Below are 16,634 nucleotides of genomic sequence, written 5' to 3'. Positions count from 1 at the left end.
ATATGGCGACTATCGTCAAGAATGAGGGCATGCGAGGGCGGCATCATGGAGAAATTCGGGAAAAGCCAACCGGTCAAACGGGTCGAGGACACCCGGTTCCTCACCGGACGCGGTCGGTACGTCGATGATATCGCCCCCAGAGATGCGCTGCATGGGGTTTTCTTCCGCTCGCCGGTGGCGCATGGGGTGATTACCGGGCTCGATGTCGAGGAGGCGCGTGCGGCGCCGGGGGTGGCGGCGGTATTGACGATCGCGGATCTGGAGGCCGCCGGGATGGATATCCATCTCGATGGTGCAGTGCTCGAGAACCGGGATGGCAGCAGGGCGGCGGCGCCGCTGCGGCCGATGCTGGCCAAAGACCGTCTACGTCATGTCGGGGAGCCGGTGGCGCTGGTGGTTGCGGAGAGCCTCGAACAGGCGCGCGACGCGGCCGAATTGATCCTGCTCGATCATGACGACCTGCCCGCCAAGCTCGACCTTGCGCCCGGTGGCGAGGCTCTGCATGAGGCGGCGCCCGACAACCGGGCCTTCGACTGGGGCATGGGAGACGAGGCCGCCACGGAAACCGCCTTTGCCGAGGCGGCGCATCGGATCTCGCTCGAGGTCGTGGACAACCGGATCATCGTCAATTCGCTGGAGCCGCGGGGATGCTATGCCGAGTGGCGGGACGACAGGCTGCATGTGGCGATCAACGGGCAGGGGGTCTGGGATCACAAGGAGGCGATGGTCAAGGCCTTCGGTCTGGCGCCGGAGGAGGTCCGGGTCACCAATCCGGATGTCGGCGGGGGATTCGGGATGAAGGGCGGCACCTATCCCGAACATTACGTGCTGGCACAGGCGGCGCGGCAGCTCGGGCGGCCCGTGCGCTGGATGTCGGAACGCGGCGAGGCGATGCTGAGTGACAATGGCGGTCGGGATCTCGTCAGCCTTGCGGAACTGGCCTTCGACGCCGATCACCGGATCACCGCCTACCGCGTCACCACCCGCTGCAATCTCGGCGCCTATAATTCGCAATTCGGCCAGCCGATCCAGACGCGGCTGTTCAGCAAGGTGCTGACCGGGGTCTATGATATCAGAACCGCCTGGCTGCAGGTCGAGGGGTTTTATACCAACACGGTGCAGGTCGATGCCTATCGCGGTGCCGGTCGGCCGGAAGCGATCTATGTGCTGGAACGGGCCATGGACCGCGCCGCACGCGAGCTGGGGCGCGATCCCTGGGAGTTGCGGCGGATCAATTTCATCCGGCCCGAGCAGTTTCCCTACGAGAGCGCCACGGGCGAGACCTACGATGTCGGCGCTTTCGGGCGGCTGCTCGACCGGATGGCGCAGGCGGCGGACCGGGCGGGTTTCGCGCAGCGTCGGGCGGCGGATGCCAAGGTCGGCCTGCTGCGTGGCCAGGGGCTCTGTTACTATATCGAAAGTATTCTCGGTGATCCTTCGGAGGGGGCCAGGGTGGTTTTCGAGGAGGACGGCAGCGTGGCGATCTATGTCGGCACCCAGAGCAACGGACAGGGGCATGAAACCGTCTATGCCCACTTCCTGAGCGATCAGACCGGTATTCCGGCAGAGAAGATCCGTGTGGTGCAGGGCGACAGCGACCTGATCGAACAGGGGGGCGGCACCGGCGGCTCGCGATCCGTCACCACGCAGAACAACGCCACGCTGAGCACGGTGGCAAAAATGACCGAGCGCTTCATCGGTTTCCTGGCTGAGACCCTGGAGATCGATGCCAGGGCGATCAGCTTTGACGGCGAGAGCTTCCGGGCCAAGGGATCGAACCTGTCGCCGGGGATGCTCGAGGTGGCCGAGATGGCCCGCAGGGCCGGGCGCGAGGATCTGCTGAGCCATGAGGCGCGCGCGAAACTGCCAGGACGCAGCTATCCCAACGGGGCTCATCTCGCCGAAGTGGTGATCGATCCGGAGACCGGGGCCACCGAGGTAGCGCGCTACCAGGTGGTGGATGACTTCGGCAATCTGATCAATCCGATGCTGGCCGAAGGGCAGGTGCATGGTGGGGTGGCGCAGGGCATTGGCCAGGCGCTGCAGGAACGGGTCGTCCATGACGCGGACGGGCAATTGCTGACCGCCTCTTTCATGGATTACGCGATGCCGCGGGCCGGCGATCTGCCGATGATCGGTTTCGTGTCCGAGCCGGTGCCTTCGCTGAACAATGTCATGGGGATGAAGGGCTGCGGGGAGGCGGGCACGGTCGGTGCCCTCGCTGCTGTCGCCAACGCGGTGCAGGATGCATTATGGGAGCGCGGGGTGCGGCAGGCGGATATGCCGTTCACCCCGCACCGGGTCTGGGAGCTTTTGCAGGGTGAATTGGTCGCAGCGCAGTAAGGAAGTTTTGAGCCGCATTTTCGGTCGGCTGTGGCGACGGCCTGCTTCCGATTTCGGGCCGCGGCGCGGAGCGGTCACTCATGTGATCATCCTCGACGGCACCATGTCCTCGCTCGAGCCGGGGGAGGAGACCAACGCCGGGCTGGCCTACAAGCTCTGCCGCGAGATGGGCTCGGCCCTGTCGATCTATTATGAGCCCGGCCTGCAATGGCGCGACTGGCGCAGCACCCGCGACGTGGTGATGGGGCGCGGCATCAACCGGCAGATCCGCCGTGCCTATGGTTATCTCGCCTCGCGCTACCGGCCCGGAGACCGGATCTTCCTGATGGGCTATTCGCGGGGCGCCTATGCGGTGCGCAGCCTTGCCGGGGTGATCGATCTCGTCGGGCTGCTGAGGCCGGAACATGCGACCGAACGCAACATCCGCGATATCTACCGGCTCTACGAGCGGGGTGGCGGGGGCAGGTCCGGGGTAATATTCGCGCGCGATCGCTGTCACCCGCAGGTCGAGATCGAGATGATCGGGGTCTGGGATACGGTCAAGTCCCTGGGCATCAACGCGCCGGTTCTGTGGCGGCTGTCCGAGCGCCATCACGCCTTTCACAACCATGACCTCAGCACCATCGTCAAAAACGGTTTCCAGGCTCTGGCGATGGACGAGACGCGCAAGGCCTATGCTCCGGTCATGTGGAACTCGCATGACGGGTTTCAGGGTCGGGTCGAGCAGGTCTGGTTTCCCGGCACCCACGGCGACATCGGCGGCCAGCTCGGCGGTTACGAGGCGGCGCGGCCGCTGTCGAATATCCCGTTGGTCTGGCTGTTGGAGCGGGCGGCGAGCTGTGGTCTGCCGCTGCCGTCGGATTGGCAGGAGCGTTTCCCGCAGGATGCGCTTGCGCCGTCGATCGGCACTTTCCGCGGCTATGGCCGGGTCTTCGTGACGCGGCGGCGGCGGATGAGCGGTGCCGACCCCTCCGAACGGCTTCACGAGAGCGTCGAGGAACGTCTGCGCAGCCTGACGCCCGGTGGCGTGCTGCGTCACCTGCATCTTCCGAGCGGCGCCGTCTGGGGCGGCGGTGGGGCCAAGCGGCTGCCCTGACTGCCGCAAGACAGGGATTGCCTGTAGCTCAGGCCAGTTTCATGATGATGCAGGTCGTGGAGCCGGTGGCGTAGAGGCGGCCATCTTCGATGCCGCGCAGCTCACCCCGGGCAATGCCGGTGGAGCGACCGACATGATCGGTCTCGCCAATGCATTCTATCGGCGTCTCGAGCGGGATCGCGCGCAGGATGTTGATCTTGTATTCCAACGTCGTATAGACCGAGCCGCGCGGCACCTTTGTCATTACCGCGCAGGCCATGGCGGAATCCAGCAGCGTGCCATACCAGCCGCCATGGACCGAGCCCATTGGGTTGGTCATGGCAAAACCCGGCTTGCCCCGGAAGATGACGCGCCCGTCCGCCACGGCGTGAAGATGATAGCCCAGGTTGCGGGCGATTGGCGGGCCGGGATTGATGCCTTCGAGCATGGATTGCATGAATTCGAGACCGGAAAGCTTCAGCGCCTCTTCCTGGCTGAGCAGATCGTCGGGGTGGCGGGCGAGGGGCATGGCGAAACTCCGGCAGGGTCAGTGCCGGTGATGCTAGGCGCGCGGCGCCCCCTTTCGCAAGGGCACCGCAGCCTTCGGGGATGGGTTACGCCACGTCCGACAGGGCGACTTTTGGAGTGACGCCGATGGCGCGACAGACGTCGCGGGTGAGGTCGGCCCGGTTCAGCGTGTAGAAATGCAGATCCTCGACACCTTCGTCGAGCAGATCGCTGCACAGCTCGGTGCAGAGCGCCGTCGAGAGCAGCTGTTCGCGATCATCGCGCCGCGCCGCAGTATAGGCCAGATCGACCCATTCAGGAACGAAGGCGCCGCAGCGGTCGGCGAATTTGCGCGCCGAGGTCCAGTTGGTCACCGGCAGGATGCCCGGGATGATCTTCTTGTCGATCCCCACCCTGGCGCAGGCGTCGCGGAAGCGCAGGAAGGTCTCGGCCTCGAAGAAAAATTGCGTGATCGCCTCGTCGGCACCGGCGTCGAACTTGCGCTTGAGCCATTCGATATTGGCCGCCTCGCTGGCCGCTTCGGGATGCGGATCGGGATAGGCGCCGACGCGGATGGTGAACTGGTCGAGCTCGGCCAGTGCCTCGATCAGCTCGCAGCTATGGGCGAAGCCTTCGGGATGCGGGGTGAAACGATCATGGCCCTCCTCGGGGTCGCCGCGCAGGGCAACGATGTCGGTGACACCGATCTCGGCAAAGCTGCGGGCGACGTCCAGCGTCTCGGTCTTGCTTGCGCCGACGCAGGTCAGGTGCCCGGCTACCGGCAGGCCGGAGGTGCGGCGCAGCACATGCGCCGAATCATGGGTGAGGTCGCGGGTCGAGCCGCCCGCGCCATAGGTCACCGAGAAGAACCGGGGGGAGAGCGGGGCCAGCGCCTGCGCCGTATCCCACAGCTTGAAAGCCGCATCGACGGAACGCGGTGGGAAGACTTCGAAAGAGACGGCGGGGGTGACCATTGAACGGATCCTTATTTGCAGGTTGCAGCCCTTGTGACATGTCTGCGGATGTGAGACAAATTCATAACTCTCATCTTCAACATGAGGAACGCCTCATATGCACCTCGAGTTCCGCCATCTGCGCACGATCCAGGCCATTCACGAGGCGGGCGGGCTGGCCCGGGCCGCCGAGCAGATGAACATCACCCAATCCGCACTCAGCCACCAAGTGAAGGGTCTGGAGGATCAGGCCGGAGTGGAATTGTTCGTGCGCCGCTCCAAGCCGCTGAAATTGTCGCCCGCCGGGCAGCGCCTGTTGCGGCTGGCCCGGCAGGTGCTGCCGCAGGTGCAGGCGCTGCAGGAGGAATTCGCCGGGCTGCGCGCGGGCAGTACCGGGCGGATGCATATCGCCATCGAGTGCCATGCCTGTTTCGAATGGCTGTTCCCAGTGCTCGAGCAGTTCCGCAAGGCCTGGCCCGAGGTCGATGTCGACATCCGCCCCGGCCTTGCCTTCGAGGCGCTCCCGGCGCTGCTGCGCGAGGAAGTCGATCTGGTGGTCTCCTCCGATCCCGAAGAATTGCCCGGCGTCGAATTTGTCGAATTGTTCGACTATCAGGCGGTTTTCGTCGCGGCGAGCACGCATCCGCTGGCGGCGAAACCCTGTATAGAAGCGGCGGATTTCCGGGGCGAGACCTTGATCACCTATCCGGTGGAACGGGCACGGCTCGACGTGTTCAGCCAATTGCTGATCCCCGCCAAGGTCGAGCCCGCGGCGATCCGGCAGGTCGAGCTGACGGCGGTGATCCTGCTGCTGGTGGCGTCCAACCGCGGCGTGTCGGTGCTGCCGGACTGGGTGGTGCGGGAGGTGAAATATTCCTCCGATTACGTGACCCGGCCGCTGACCGAGACCGGCATCACCCGGCGTCTCTATGCGGCGGTGCGCAGCGACGACCTCGGCAAGCCGTTCATGGACAAGCTGTTGAGCCTTGCCGGAGAGGAAGCCCGCAAGCTGCAGTCCCAGTAGGGCGGGGGCAGCCCCGCCCCGGCTCACGCGACCTTGACGATGGCCTTTCCGAAATTGCCGCCCTCGAGCAGGTCGATGAAGGCCTGCGGCGCATTCTCCAGCCCGTCGGTGATGTCCTCCTTGACGGCGATGCTGCCGTCCGCGACCAGCGGTGCCACCTGATTGAGAAATTCCGGGAAGCGGTTCCAGTGGTTGGAGATGATGAAGCCATTGACACTGAGGAACTTGACCAGGATGTTGCGCCAGAGCTTCGGGGCGGTGAGCCCCATGTCCTGCGCGCTTTCCCCGAGCCCCCCGGCATTGTACCAGGCGATCATGCCGCAGATCGGGATGCGGCCATGCGGGTTCATCAGCGGCAACACTGCTTCGAGCACCTTGCCGCCGACATTCTCGAAATAGATGTCGATTCCCTCGGGGCAGACCTCCTTCAGCGCTGCGCGCAGATCGTCGGCAGAGCCGTGGGCGCTGTGGTCGATACAGGCGTCGAACCCGAAAAGCTCGCGCGCGGCGACGCATTTCTCGGTTCCGCCAGCGATGCCGATCACGCGCAGACCCATGGATTTCGCAAGTTGGCCAACCATCGAGCCGACCGGGCCGGTGGCGGCAGCGACTACCAGCGTTTCCCCACTCTGCGGGCGGCCGAATTCGTTGAGCCCGTGCCAGCCGGTGAAACCGGGCATGCCGAGCACCCCGAGCGACGTGGTGATCTCCGCCTGATCGGGATCGACCTTGCGGCAATGGCTGGCCGGGGCGATGCCGTGGCTGGCCCAGCCGAAGGGGCCGAAGGCGATGTCGCCGGGTGCAAAATGCGGCGAGTTCGAGGTTACGACCTCACCGACGGCGCCGCCCTCCATCAGACCGCCGAGCGGCACCGGTGCGGCATAGGATTTCGCGTCATCCATGCGGCCGCGCATATAGGGGTCGAGCGAGAGATACCGCACCCGCACCAGCACCTCGCCCTTGCCCGGCGCCGCGAGCGGAACCGTCTCGAGCCGGAAGTCATCAAGGGTGGGGGCGCCGTCGGGGCGCGCGGCGAGGACGATACGGGCCATGGTCTCGGACATCTGGACTTCCTTTATGTCATGTCTTGGTGTCAGCTAGGCAGGATCACGTGGCGGACAAGGCTTTACGCGGGGTCCATCTTAGCGAAGGTGGGGCTTTGCGCCACCCGCCCCCTTGGCAATCCCGGCCGCGGCGCCTATACGCACGGCCTGATCCATCGAAGGTGCAGAAAAATGGTTGGCAGTGCAAATCTCAACATCATGATCAAGGCGGCGCGCAAGGCCGGGCGCGCCCTGGTCAAGGATTTCCGCGAGGTTGAGAACCTTCAGGTCTCGATGAAAGGGGCCGGCGATTTCGTCAGCCGCGCCGATCTGGGCGCCGAGAAGATCCTCAAGGAAGAGCTGATGGGCGCGCGCCCGACCTATGGCTGGCTGGCCGAGGAAGGCGGCGGCGAGGAAGGGCAGGACCCGACCCGGCGCTGGATCGTCGATCCGCTCGACGGCACCACGAATTTCCTGCACGGCCTGCCGCATTGGGCGGTGTCGATCGCGCTCGAGCACAAGGGCCAGATCGTCGCCGGTGTGGTCTTCGATCCGGCCAAGGACGAGATGTTCTTTGCCGAGAAGGGCACCGGCGCCTGGATGAACGAAAGCCGTTTGCGCGTCTCCGGCCGCAGCCGGATGATCGAGGCCATCTTCGCCACCGGCCTGCCCTTCGGCGGCCGCGCCGATCTGCCCGAGACATTGAAGGACCTGGCGCGATTGCTGCCGGTCTGTGCCGGGGTACGGCGCTGGGGCGCGGCCTCGCTCGATCTCGCCTATGTGGCGGCGGGACGCTATGACGGGTTCTGGGAGCGGCGCCTGAAGCCCTGGGACCTTGCGGCGGGGCTGATCATCGCCAAGGAGGCCGGCGGGCTGACCGAGGCGATGAGCGCGGATGGCGACATCATCGGCGATGGCGACATCATCTGCGCCAACGAGGCGATCTATACCAGTTTTGCGAAAATCATCCGGGGCTGAACCTGCGGCTAATGCCGGGATTTGAGTATTTCCGGCATAAAGAAGCGGGCGGTCAGTCGCGATCGGAAGGGTGGTTGATACCGTCGCTCCAGGGGATCGGTTCGTGCTCCCAGGGTCGGGCGTTCTCGATACAGCCGAGGTTGACCCCGCACTGGGTGGGATCGACGCGACGCCGGTGGTGGGTGTAGATCCCGCAGGTCTTGCAGAAATAATGTTGCGCGCTGTGGCTGCCCCAGGTGTAGAGCGTCAGATTGTCCGCGCCGCGCAGCACCCGCAGGCTGTCTGCCAGCGCGGTGACGTTGGCGGCCTGTCGACGGCGGCAGAAGGAGCAGGTGCAGCGCTGCGCATTGGCAAGGCCGTCGGGGAAATGCGCCTCGATCAGCACGGCGCCGCAATGACAGCTGGCACGGTGGATTTCCTCGGGATTTTTCATTTGCGTCTGACCTTGGGCAGGCGGCTGGTCAGGACCGGGTAGGCCGCCGGGCTGTGAGGGGGATGGCCGTGGGTGCGCTGCCAGAAAGCCGGGCCGCCGCGGCGCAGCCAGACCGGCAGGGTCAGGATCATGCCGACGAAGAAACCACCGGCATGGGCCCAATAGGCCACGCCGCCGACGCTCGGATCGGCGCCGACGCCGCCGATGAATTGCATGCCGAGCCAGAGGCCAAGCATGATCCAGGCCGGGATCGGGATGATCCGGAAGAACACGATGAAGATGATCAGGATATCGACCCGGGCCCTGGGATAGAGCAGCAGATAGCCGCCCATCACCCCCGCGATGGCCCCCGAGGCGCCGACGGTGGGCACCGGCGAGAAGGGGGCGGAGATCACATGCGCGAGGCCCGAGAGCACGCCGCAGCCAAGGTAGAAGAGCAGGTAGGCGCCGTGGCCCATCTCTTCCTCGATATTGTCGCCGAAGATCCACAGGAACAGCATGTTGCCCGCCAGATGCAGCCAGCCGCCGTGCAGGAACATCGAGGTGAAGAGCGCCGGGACGCCCTCGCCCTGGGTGATGCGCCCCGGGATCAGCGCGAAATCGAAGAAGAAAAGGTTGATCGCGCGCGGATCCTGAAACAGCGACACATAGCTGAGGAAGATTCCGACATTCACCGCGATCAGCAGGTAGGTGACATAGGGTGTGGCGCCGGACGGGTTGTGATCACGGATCGGGAACATGGCGGCAGGCTCCGTCATTGCCCGGGCGCGGTCAAGAGGCGCTTTTGAAGGGGCCGGGCGGCGTCTCCCGCCGCCCGGCGGTATTCAGCCCGCGGCGCCGAGCAGGGCGGCATTGCCGCCCGAGGCGGTCGTGTCGACGCAGACATGGCGTTCGGCGCGCACCCTCGCGACGTCGGGCAGGCCGCGGATCAGCGGGACGATCGGCCCGTCGCGCCGCGCAAGGGCGCGGTCGATCTCGCCCGCCGTTGTCGTATCGCCCCAGAACAGCACCCCGCCATAGGCCGGGCCGTCGCTGAGCAGCGCCGGGTCGATCTTGCCATGGGCCTTGAGCGCCACTCCGCCGAGCGCCTCGACCGCGCGGACCTGCGCGGCGGCCGTCTTTTCTCCCGGCCCCATGCAGAGCAGCGCCGCGCGGGGCAGGGTGGAGAGCCGGTTGCTTTCGCCGGTGGGCCCGGGCAGCGACTGGGTCTCGATCGGCTGGACCCTGTGTCCGGGCAGTGGCGGCAGATGGTCTTGCGGTTCCGTCCAGTCGGTTTCGGCCTTGCCCTGGTGCGGGGCGCTGAAACGCAGCAGGTAGTTCGGCCCGCCGGCCTTCGGACCGGTCCCCGACAGCCCCTCGCCGCCGAAGGGCTGGCTGCCGACGATGGCGCCGATCTGGTTGCGGTTCACGTAGATATTGCCCGCCTCGATCCTTTCGCAGACATGTTGCACCCGGTCATCGATGCGGGTCTGCAGCCCGAAGGTCAGCCCGTAGCCCGTGGCGTTGATCGCGTCGATCACCCGGTCGAGTTCCTGCGCGCGGAAGGTGACGAGATGCAGCACCGGCCCGAAGATCTCGCGTTCGAGTTCGCCGATGCCGCCTATGCGGATGATCGTCGGGGCGACATAGGTGCCGGTGTCGGGGGCCGTAAGTTCCGCGACCACCCGGTTCTCGGTTCGGGCCTTCGCGATATGATCGGTGATGCCGCGGCGCGCGGTTTCGTCGATCACCGGGCCGACATCGGTGCTGAGCAGCCAGGGGTTACCGAGGCGCAATGCCTGCATGGCACCGGTCAGCATGCGGGTGAAATCCTCCGCGATGTCTTCCTGCACGTAGAGGCAGCGCAGGGCCGAGCAGCGTTGTCCGGCGGACTGGAAGGCGCTTTCGACGATGGCCTGCACCGCCTGTTCGGGCAGTGCCGTGCTGTCCACGATCATCGCGTTGAGCCCGCCGGTCTCGGCAATGAGCGGTGTGCCGGGGGCGCAATGCTCGGCCATGGCGGCACGGATTTTCAGCGCGGTGGCGGTGGAGCCGGTGAAGGCGACGCCGTTGATCCGTGCATCCGCGGTCAGTGCCGCGCCGATCTCGCCGCCGCCCGGCAGCAGTTGCAGCGCCGATTGCGGCACGCCCGCCTCGTGCAGGACCCGGCTCACCAGATGCGCCACCAGCGGCGTCTGTTCGGCCGGTTTGGCCAGCACCGCATTGCCCGCCGCGAGCGCCGCGGCGATCTGGCCGGTGAAGATCGCCATGGGGAAGTTCCAGGGCGAGATGCAGGTGAAGATCCCGGCGGGCGGCATGTCGGTGGCCTGGGCCGCGTAATAGCGCAGGAAGTCGACGCCTTCGCGCAGTTCGGCCACGCAATCGGGCAGGCCCTTGCCGGCCTCGCGCGCCAGCAGGGCAAAGATCTCGCCAAAGCGCGCCTCGAGCAGGTCGGCGGCCTGCAGCAGCACCTTGCGGCGCTCGGACAGCGGTGCCTGCCAGGGGCGAGCCTGATCGAGCGCCGTGGCGACATCGGCCGAGGACGCATTGCTGATTGTGCCCGGAGAGGCGGACGGATCGGCGGGGTTGGCGACCGCGACCGGGTCCTGCGGCGCGGCCTCGCCCGCCAGCAGCGGCGCGGCTTCCCAGCGGTGATCGCGGAACGGGTCGCGGGCAGCGTCGATCCGGGCCAGCGTCGGACTGTGCGCGAGGTCGAAACCGATTGCATTGGCGCGCAGCGGCTGGAACAGCTCGGGGCCGGTGGCGATCCTCAGCCCCGGTTCCCGCCAATGGGCGAAGGGATCGGCGGCGACGACTTCCGGTGCTACGTCCTCGTCGACGATCTGGTTGACGAAGCTCGAATTGGCACCGTTTTCCAGCAGGCGGCGCACCAGATAGGCGAGCAGGTCGCGGTGGGCGCCGACCGGCGCGTAGATCCGGCAGCGGGTGCCGTTCTGCGCCATCACCAGCCTGTGCAGGGTCTCTCCCATGCCGTGCAGGCGCTGGAATTCGAAAGATTCGGGGTCTTTCGCCATATGCAGCACCGCCGCCACCGTATGCGCGTTATGGGTGGCGAATTGCGGGTAGATCCGGTCGGTCATGCCGAGCAGCTTGCGGGCATTGGCGATGTAGGAGACATCGGTGGCCGCCTTGCGGGTGAAGACCGGGAAACCGTCGACGCCCTCGACCTGGGCACGCTTGATCTCGGTATCCCAATAAGCGCCTTTGACCAGCCGCACCATGATCTTCCGGTCGTGGCGCTCGGCCATGTCGTAGAGCGCGTCGATCACCCGTCCGGCACGCGGCCCGTATGCCTGCACGACGATGCCGAAACCGTCCCAGCCCGCCAGCGCGGGCTCGGCCATCACCGTTTCGATCACCTCCAGCGACAGGGCCAGACGGTCGGCCTCCTCCGCATCGACATTGAGCCCCATGCCAGCCGATTTGGCCAGCAACGCCAGCGCGCGCAGCCGCGGTACCAGGTCGCGCATCACCGCGTCTTCCTGGGCAATCTCGTAGCGCGGATGCAGGGCGCTGAGCTTGACCGAGATTCCGGGGTTCTTGCGGATATCCGCATCATCGCAGGCGGTGGCAATGGCCGAGATCGCACGGCTGTAGCTCAGGTGATAGCGCTTCGCGTCGGCCTCGGTGCGGGCGGCCTCGCCGAGCATGTCATAGCTGTAGGTGAAGCCCTTCTTTTCCATGCCGCGGGCACGCTGCATCGCGGCGGTGATGTCCTCGCCGAGCACGAACTGGCGGCCCATCTCCTTCATCGCGCGGCTCACGGCAGTGCGGATCACCGGCTCGCCCAACCGCTTGATCGCGGCGCGCAGGTGACGCACCGGGCCGGGCTGATCGTCATCGAGCACCCGGCCGGTCAGCATCAGCGCCCAGGTCGAGGCGTTGACCAGGCTGGAGGTGGAATGGCCCATGTGGCGGCCCCAGTCGGAGGGGGCGATCTTGTCCTCGATCAGCGCGTCAATCGTATCGGCATCCGGCACCCGCAGCAGCGCTTCGGCGAGACACATCAGCGCCACGCCCTCATCGGTGCTGAGCCCGTATTCGGCGAGGAACACTTCCATCATCCCTGGTGCCGAGGTGTTTCGGATGCTGCGCACCAGATCGACGGCCTTTGCGCTGATCTCGGCGCGTTCCGCCTCGGACAGGTCGGCCAAGCGCACCAGTTCCGGCAGCAGCTTGTCGGGATCGGCATAGGTCGCCGCGTCGATCTGGTGGCGCAGGGAGGGGGCGGGGGCGCTGTCCATGTGATGTTCCATCTTCAGGGTTGGTCCATATTGTCTTTGATCCAGAATACGCGATAGTTTGCAGGCTGAATGGCTGAAGATCGTGCTTTTGCCAGTCGGTTCGACCTATATTGAGGCTCATGGCATGACAAAGGAAGAGATCCCGCTCGATCGCTACGACAATGCGATTCTCGCGATGCTGGCCGAGGACGGACGGATCAGCATCACCGACCTTGCTCGGCGCATCGGCTTGTCGAAATCCCCGACCCAGGCGCGGCTGCGGCGGCTTGAGCAATCGGGGGTGATTCTGGGCTATCGGGCGATGCTCGATCCGATCCGGCTCGGGCTCGATCACGTCGCTTTCGTGGAAGTGCGGCTCAACGATACGCGCGAGGCGGCGCTGCGCGCCTTCAACGCGGCGGTGGCGAAAGTGCCGGAGATCGAGCAGGCGCATATGATCGCCAGCCATTTCGACTACCTGCTGAAGGTGCGGACGCGGGACATGACGGCCTATCGGCGGTTTCTTGGCGAGACGATCTCGGCGCTGCCGCATGTCTCCAGTACCTCGACCTATGTCGCGATGGAAGCGGTGAAGGAAACCATGCTGGCCGATGCCACTTGACCTGCGAAGGCCGCGCGCCACCATTGAAAGATGCGTGCATTTGCAACGACCGCTGTGATTCTCACCTTGCTGGCCGCCCCGGCGGCAGCGGAATGCCCGGCGCCCGCCGATGTCAGCGCCGAGCTCAAGGTCCTGATTGCCGAGGCGCAGGCAGCGCCGGATGCGCGGGCAGGGCGCGTGGTTTCGGGCAAGATGTGGCAGGTCTGGCTTCGTGCACCGGACGAAGCGGCGCAGGAGGTGCTCGATACCGGGATGCGGCGGCGCGAGGTCTACGATTTTCTCGGTGCGCTGGAAGCGTTCGACCGGCTTGTCGCATACTGCCCGGATTATGCCGAGGGCTTCAACCAGCGCGCCTATATCAACTATCTGACGGAAAACTACGACGCAGCGCTGGTGGACCTCGACGAGGCGCTCCGCCTTCAGCCGGATCATGTGGCGGCGCAATCGGGCCGGGCGCTGACATTACTGAATCTCGGTCGGATCGCGGAGGCGCGTGAACAGCTGGTGATTGCGGTTGAAAACAACCCCTGGCTCGCTGAAGCGGCGCTGTTGGCCAAGGGCGCGCCGCTGGGACCGGTCGGCGAAGACATCTGAGCATTTACACCGCGCGATCCTGCTTTATGTTGCAGCTACCGGAAACGGCGCATTGCCCGCGTGGTGGAATGGTAGACACATGAGACTTAAAATCTCCCGGCCGTATGGCCGTGCCGGTTCGAGTCCGGCCGCGGGCACCATCTCTTCAATCAGCTGAGTTCCAGGGCGGTCAAAGCTCGTCGGCGGGATTGACGCGACCTGCTGTTCGACCTTGAACGGATCGTACCTGCAAGGCCCTGCCCGATGCCGCATGGGCAAAAAATTCCGCCCCACGCGCGTAGCGGGGGCGGATTCGCGTTCTAGTCAGGAAGGCTCGGTTCAGAGCGAGAAGCCATCGTCGCTGGAATGGGACCAGGTCAGGGTGAACTCGTTCGAGAATGTATCGGCGTCCAGACCCTGCCAATCATGCGCCGCCTGCTCGTCATTCGCCTCTTCACGGAGGTCGGAGGTGGCGAAGATCATCTCGTCAGCGTTCTGCGCCTGGCGGGATTCCCAACGGTCGGACATGTCGTTGCGTGCCATATGTTGCGCCCGAACCCCGTCCGCATCGTCATCCCGCCCGAAACGCGATTTGAAACCGTCGAAACGATCCGCCATGCGGTCGAAGTTGAAGCGGCCGAACATGTCCTCGAGGAAGCTCGCGAGGTCGAAGGCGGGGCCGTCATGCTCGGGCTTGTCGTCTGTCATGTCGGGTTCGGGTGCCGACTCCTCGGTGATCACCTCGTCGGTATCGACGACCTCCGTCACGGTGTCCTCCGCGTTGTTTTCGTCTTCCTCGACGATGTCATCCGCGTCCTTGCCGGTATCCTTGTCGACGACGACGTCTTGGGTCGTATCGTCTTTTCCGGCCTCGACGACGACCTCTTCCTCGGTTTCGACTACGACCTCTTCGTCAGTCGCCTCGACAACCTCTTCCTCGGTCTCGACGACCTTCTCTTCGGTCACCTCGACAACCTCTTCGTCGGCTTCATCGGGACGGGCGTCGACGACGACTTCTTTTTCGGGCTCGGGCTCGGGTTCGACCTGATCGGGCGCGGTGTCTACCACCTCTTCCGTGACGGTCTCTTCCTCGACGGGCTGCGAGACGATCACATCTTCTTCAACCGCGGGTTCGCTCACCGCTGGCGCCGGGGTCTTGTTATTGTCTTCTGCATCCTGCGCCGAGGTGGTGCCGAAGTTCTGGGTGATCATCACCGCGTCATAGGTGCTGCCCTTGGTAAAATCGCCCTGCTCGATGCCGATGCCGATTTCCTTGAACCCCGGGTTCAGGATATTGGCGCGGTGGCCGGGGCTGTCCATCAGGCTGGCATGGATCTGTGCGACGTCATCGCTCAGACCGGCAGCGCCGCGTTCGGATTGCCAGCCGATATTCTCGCCCGAGCGCCAGTTGCCTTCGAAAACATAACCCGCATCGGCCATGCGTTCACGCGCGTTCGAGCCGTCCTCGCCGGTATGGGAGAATGTGTCGCGTTCCAGCATCCATTGGCTGTGCTGTTCGGCAGAGCTGTTGAGATTGCTGTCAAAGGTCAGCGGCGCCGCGCCGACCTTGGCGCGCTCGACGTTGATCAGATTGAGCATTTGCTGCTCGAGTGCATTTGCTTTGGACATCAAGTCTTTCCTTGTTGATGGGGCTTGCATTTCTCCCGCAGGCGGGAGGCCCGATTTTCGCGGCCCGTTGCCCGTTGTGGGCAGAGCCAGTCATGACGCATCTTCCGCGAGTTCGGCGTTGGGACCGACGCTGCGGCAAAAGACGCTTCTCGGTATGAGAGAGGCGGTTTTCAGGATGCATTTCAAATCGTTACACAAGTTATCGAACCGGGATGACACGCATCCAACCGATTTTTCGGACGCTATGTCGAGGCGGCGGGCGGAGCAAGCAAGGGGCCGGTCGGCGGCGTGATTTCGGCTGCTATCTGCCAGAGTGGCCGAGGGGATCGGCAGGTTTCTGCGGGCAGGGGGCGCGCTGGCGGAATGGCGCCGCCGCCCCGCGGAGGACGACATCCTGTCGCAAGATGGCGCCCGTCCCGACGCGGTGCTAGGATGGTCCTAGGTCTGGAGGAAAGGGTGTGATGCGCAGGATTGCGATGCGGCTGCAGGGCTTTGTCAGGGGTGCCGGAACGCTGCTGGTCTGCCTGAGCCTGACAATGGTTGCGGCTTCTGGCGAAGAATCTCCCAGGCCAGGGCTGATGTGGAACCGCACCGGTTTGCCCTTGGTCTTTCCACTGCAGGTCAAGACCCCATCCGGCAAGGATTATTTCCTGACGCTGATCGACGCGCAAAGCGGTGACGAGGCGCTTGGCGCCTATATCGAGGGCGGAGAATATTTCAGGATACTGGTGCCGCCGGGGACGTTTACCCTGCGGTTTGCCGCGGGCGAGACCTGGCAGGGTGAGGAGGAGCTTTTCGGTCCCGGGCCTCTGACCCGCAGCTTCGAGATGCCCAGGCCGCTGACGTTCGAGATTCGCGATTTCGCCACCAAACGCGGTCATCTGGTCGATATCACCACCTTTCCGCCGGACGAAAGCATCGAGGCCCGGATCAGCAACCGCCACATCTGTCAGGAACTGCGGCTCGACGTGCCGCCGCTGGGCTTGCGATTATATGACGAGCGGTTCCGTCGGCGCGCGGGGATTCCCAATCTGCATGAAAGCGGGCCCCTGATCTTTCCGGCGCCGGAGAACCCGCTGACCGATCCGCTCACGGATCAGCAATTGCGCCGTGACGGACCCGATCCGCGCAGCCGCTATCCACGCTACGTGGTGCGTACGAGGTTCTGTTGAACCCTGGGTCCGGGGTTATGGGCACTCCGTCAGCCTCTTACAGTAATCCTTCCGGCAGG

Annotated in this window: 14 protein-coding genes and 1 tRNA gene; 8 read left to right on the top strand and 7 right to left on the bottom strand. The window is 65.1% G+C overall.

The annotated features are described in order from the left end of the window. Window positions 1–45: 45 nt before the first annotated feature. Entirely contained in the window at window positions 46–2,343 is a 2,298-nt protein-coding gene (locus tag ACFSUD_RS06085) for a xanthine dehydrogenase family protein molybdopterin-binding subunit (RefSeq protein WP_386372438.1), read from the top strand. After that, window positions 2,321–3,439, top strand: coding sequence for a DUF2235 domain-containing protein (locus tag ACFSUD_RS06080; protein ID WP_386372436.1), 1,119 nt, complete (start codon window positions 2,321–2,323; stop codon window positions 3,437–3,439). The genes ACFSUD_RS06085 and ACFSUD_RS06080 overlap by 23 nt, the downstream gene beginning before the upstream one ends. A 28-nt stretch (window positions 3,440–3,467) precedes the next feature. Here ACFSUD_RS06080 and ACFSUD_RS06075 read toward each other — a convergent pair whose 3' ends face one another. After that, window positions 3,468–3,947: a PaaI family thioesterase gene (locus ACFSUD_RS06075; RefSeq protein ID WP_386372434.1), complete on the bottom strand. Its 480-nt coding sequence runs from the start codon at window positions 3,945–3,947 to the stop codon at window positions 3,468–3,470. Window positions 3,948–4,032: 85 nt separating this feature from the next. After that, the gene (metF, locus tag ACFSUD_RS06070; RefSeq protein ID WP_386372432.1) at window positions 4,033–4,899 is read right to left on the bottom strand and encodes a methylenetetrahydrofolate reductase [NAD(P)H]; all 867 of its coding nucleotides are present in this window, start codon (window positions 4,897–4,899) and stop codon (window positions 4,033–4,035) included. A gap of 97 nt (window positions 4,900–4,996) precedes the next feature. Between metF and ACFSUD_RS06065 the strand changes: the two genes are divergently transcribed. After that, window positions 4,997–5,902 carry a LysR family transcriptional regulator gene (locus ACFSUD_RS06065; RefSeq protein WP_386372430.1) on the top strand — a complete coding sequence of 302 codons (906 nt, stop codon included), beginning with the start codon at window positions 4,997–4,999 and terminating at the stop codon, window positions 5,900–5,902. Between the two features lie 23 nt (window positions 5,903–5,925). Here ACFSUD_RS06065 and ACFSUD_RS06060 read toward each other — a convergent pair whose 3' ends face one another. After that, window positions 5,926–6,966 (bottom strand): NADP-dependent oxidoreductase, encoded by a 1,041-nt coding sequence (locus ACFSUD_RS06060; RefSeq protein ID WP_386372428.1) that lies wholly within the window; start codon window positions 6,964–6,966, stop codon window positions 5,926–5,928. 171 nt (window positions 6,967–7,137) lie between these two features. Between ACFSUD_RS06060 and ACFSUD_RS06055 the strand changes: the two genes are divergently transcribed. Then, complete coding sequence (locus ACFSUD_RS06055; RefSeq protein ID WP_386372426.1) at window positions 7,138–7,923, top strand: inositol monophosphatase family protein; 786 nt, start codon at window positions 7,138–7,140, stop codon at window positions 7,921–7,923. Between the two features lie 52 nt (window positions 7,924–7,975). Here the strand turns inward: ACFSUD_RS06055 and ACFSUD_RS06050 are convergent, their stop codons facing one another. From ACFSUD_RS06050 to putA, 3 genes are all read right to left on the bottom strand, one after another. Next, entirely contained in the window at window positions 7,976–8,356 is a 381-nt protein-coding gene (locus tag ACFSUD_RS06050; RefSeq protein WP_386372424.1) for a GFA family protein, read from the bottom strand. After that, window positions 8,353–9,096, bottom strand: a complete 744-nt coding sequence (locus ACFSUD_RS06045; RefSeq protein WP_386372422.1) for a rhomboid family intramembrane serine protease — start codon at window positions 9,094–9,096, stop codon at window positions 8,353–8,355. Before ACFSUD_RS06045 ends, ACFSUD_RS06050 begins: the two co-directional genes overlap by 4 nt. Before the next feature lie 84 nt (window positions 9,097–9,180). Further along, the gene (gene putA / locus ACFSUD_RS06040; RefSeq protein ID WP_386372420.1) at window positions 9,181–12,600 is read right to left on the bottom strand and encodes a bifunctional proline dehydrogenase/L-glutamate gamma-semialdehyde dehydrogenase PutA; all 3,420 of its coding nucleotides are present in this window, start codon (window positions 12,598–12,600) and stop codon (window positions 9,181–9,183) included. Window positions 12,601–12,724: 124 nt separating this feature from the next. Here putA and ACFSUD_RS06035 point away from each other — a divergent pair, with 124 nt between their 5' ends. The 3 genes from ACFSUD_RS06035 to ACFSUD_RS06025 all read left to right on the top strand — a co-directional run bounded on the left by ACFSUD_RS06035 (window position 12,725) and on the right by ACFSUD_RS06025 (window position 13,935). Then, complete coding sequence (locus tag ACFSUD_RS06035) at window positions 12,725–13,201, top strand: Lrp/AsnC family transcriptional regulator (protein WP_386372418.1); 477 nt, start codon at window positions 12,725–12,727, stop codon at window positions 13,199–13,201. Between the two features lie 30 nt (window positions 13,202–13,231). Next, window positions 13,232–13,795 (top strand): tetratricopeptide repeat protein, encoded by a 564-nt coding sequence (locus tag ACFSUD_RS06030; RefSeq protein WP_386372416.1) that lies wholly within the window; start codon window positions 13,232–13,234, stop codon window positions 13,793–13,795. Window positions 13,796–13,849: 54 nt separating this feature from the next. Further along, window positions 13,850–13,935, top strand: a tRNA-Leu gene (locus tag ACFSUD_RS06025). A gap of 178 nt (window positions 13,936–14,113) precedes the next feature. Here ACFSUD_RS06025 and ACFSUD_RS06020 read toward each other — a convergent pair. Then, the gene (locus ACFSUD_RS06020; RefSeq protein WP_386372414.1) at window positions 14,114–15,403 is read right to left on the bottom strand and encodes a CAP domain-containing protein; all 1,290 of its coding nucleotides are present in this window, start codon (window positions 15,401–15,403) and stop codon (window positions 14,114–14,116) included. 461 nt (window positions 15,404–15,864) lie between these two features. On the opposite strand from ACFSUD_RS06020, the gene ACFSUD_RS06015 reads away from it, so the two are divergent. Then, a complete protein-coding gene (locus ACFSUD_RS06015; RefSeq protein WP_386372412.1) occupies window positions 15,865–16,575 on the top strand; it encodes a hypothetical protein in 711 nt (236 codons plus the stop codon). The last annotated feature ends 59 nt before the right edge of the window (window positions 16,576–16,634 follow it).

The organism is Sulfitobacter aestuarii (assembly GCF_042685005.1).
Taxonomy (GTDB): domain Bacteria; phylum Pseudomonadota; class Alphaproteobacteria; order Rhodobacterales; family Rhodobacteraceae; genus Sulfitobacter; species Sulfitobacter aestuarii.
This window is presented reverse-complemented; position numbering and strand designations above follow the sequence as displayed.

Bases quoted from the DNA above. Each gene is read 5' to 3' on its own strand.
- ACFSUD_RS06050 (WP_386372424.1), bottom strand. From the start codon at position 8,356: ATGAAAAATCCCGAGGAAATCCACCGTGCCAGCTGTCATTGCGGCGCC.
- ACFSUD_RS06045 (WP_386372422.1), bottom strand. From the start codon at position 9,096: ATGTTCCCGATCCGTGATCACAACCCGTCCGGCGCCACACCCTATGTC.
- ACFSUD_RS06035 (WP_386372418.1), top strand. From the start codon at position 12,725: ATGACAAAGGAAGAGATCCCGCTCGATCGCTACGACAATGCGATTCTC.
- ACFSUD_RS06030 (WP_386372416.1), top strand. From the start codon at position 13,232: ATGCGTGCATTTGCAACGACCGCTGTGATTCTCACCTTGCTGGCCGCC.
- putA (WP_386372420.1), bottom strand. From the start codon at position 12,600: ATGGACAGCGCCCCCGCCCCCTCCCTGCGCCACCAGATCGACGCGGCG.
- ACFSUD_RS06075 (WP_386372434.1), bottom strand. From the start codon at position 3,947: ATGCCCCTCGCCCGCCACCCCGACGATCTGCTCAGCCAGGAAGAGGCG.
- ACFSUD_RS06020 (WP_386372414.1), bottom strand. From the start codon at position 15,403: ATGTCCAAAGCAAATGCACTCGAGCAGCAAATGCTCAATCTGATCAAC.
- ACFSUD_RS06060 (WP_386372428.1), bottom strand. From the start codon at position 6,966: ATGTCCGAGACCATGGCCCGTATCGTCCTCGCCGCGCGCCCCGACGGC.
- ACFSUD_RS06055 (WP_386372426.1), top strand. From the start codon at position 7,138: ATGGTTGGCAGTGCAAATCTCAACATCATGATCAAGGCGGCGCGCAAG.
- ACFSUD_RS06065 (WP_386372430.1), top strand. From the start codon at position 4,997: ATGCACCTCGAGTTCCGCCATCTGCGCACGATCCAGGCCATTCACGAG.
- metF (WP_386372432.1), bottom strand. From the start codon at position 4,899: ATGGTCACCCCCGCCGTCTCTTTCGAAGTCTTCCCACCGCGTTCCGTC.
- ACFSUD_RS06085 (WP_386372438.1), top strand. From the start codon at position 46: ATGGAGAAATTCGGGAAAAGCCAACCGGTCAAACGGGTCGAGGACACC.
- ACFSUD_RS06015 (WP_386372412.1), top strand. From the start codon at position 15,865: ATGCGCAGGATTGCGATGCGGCTGCAGGGCTTTGTCAGGGGTGCCGGA.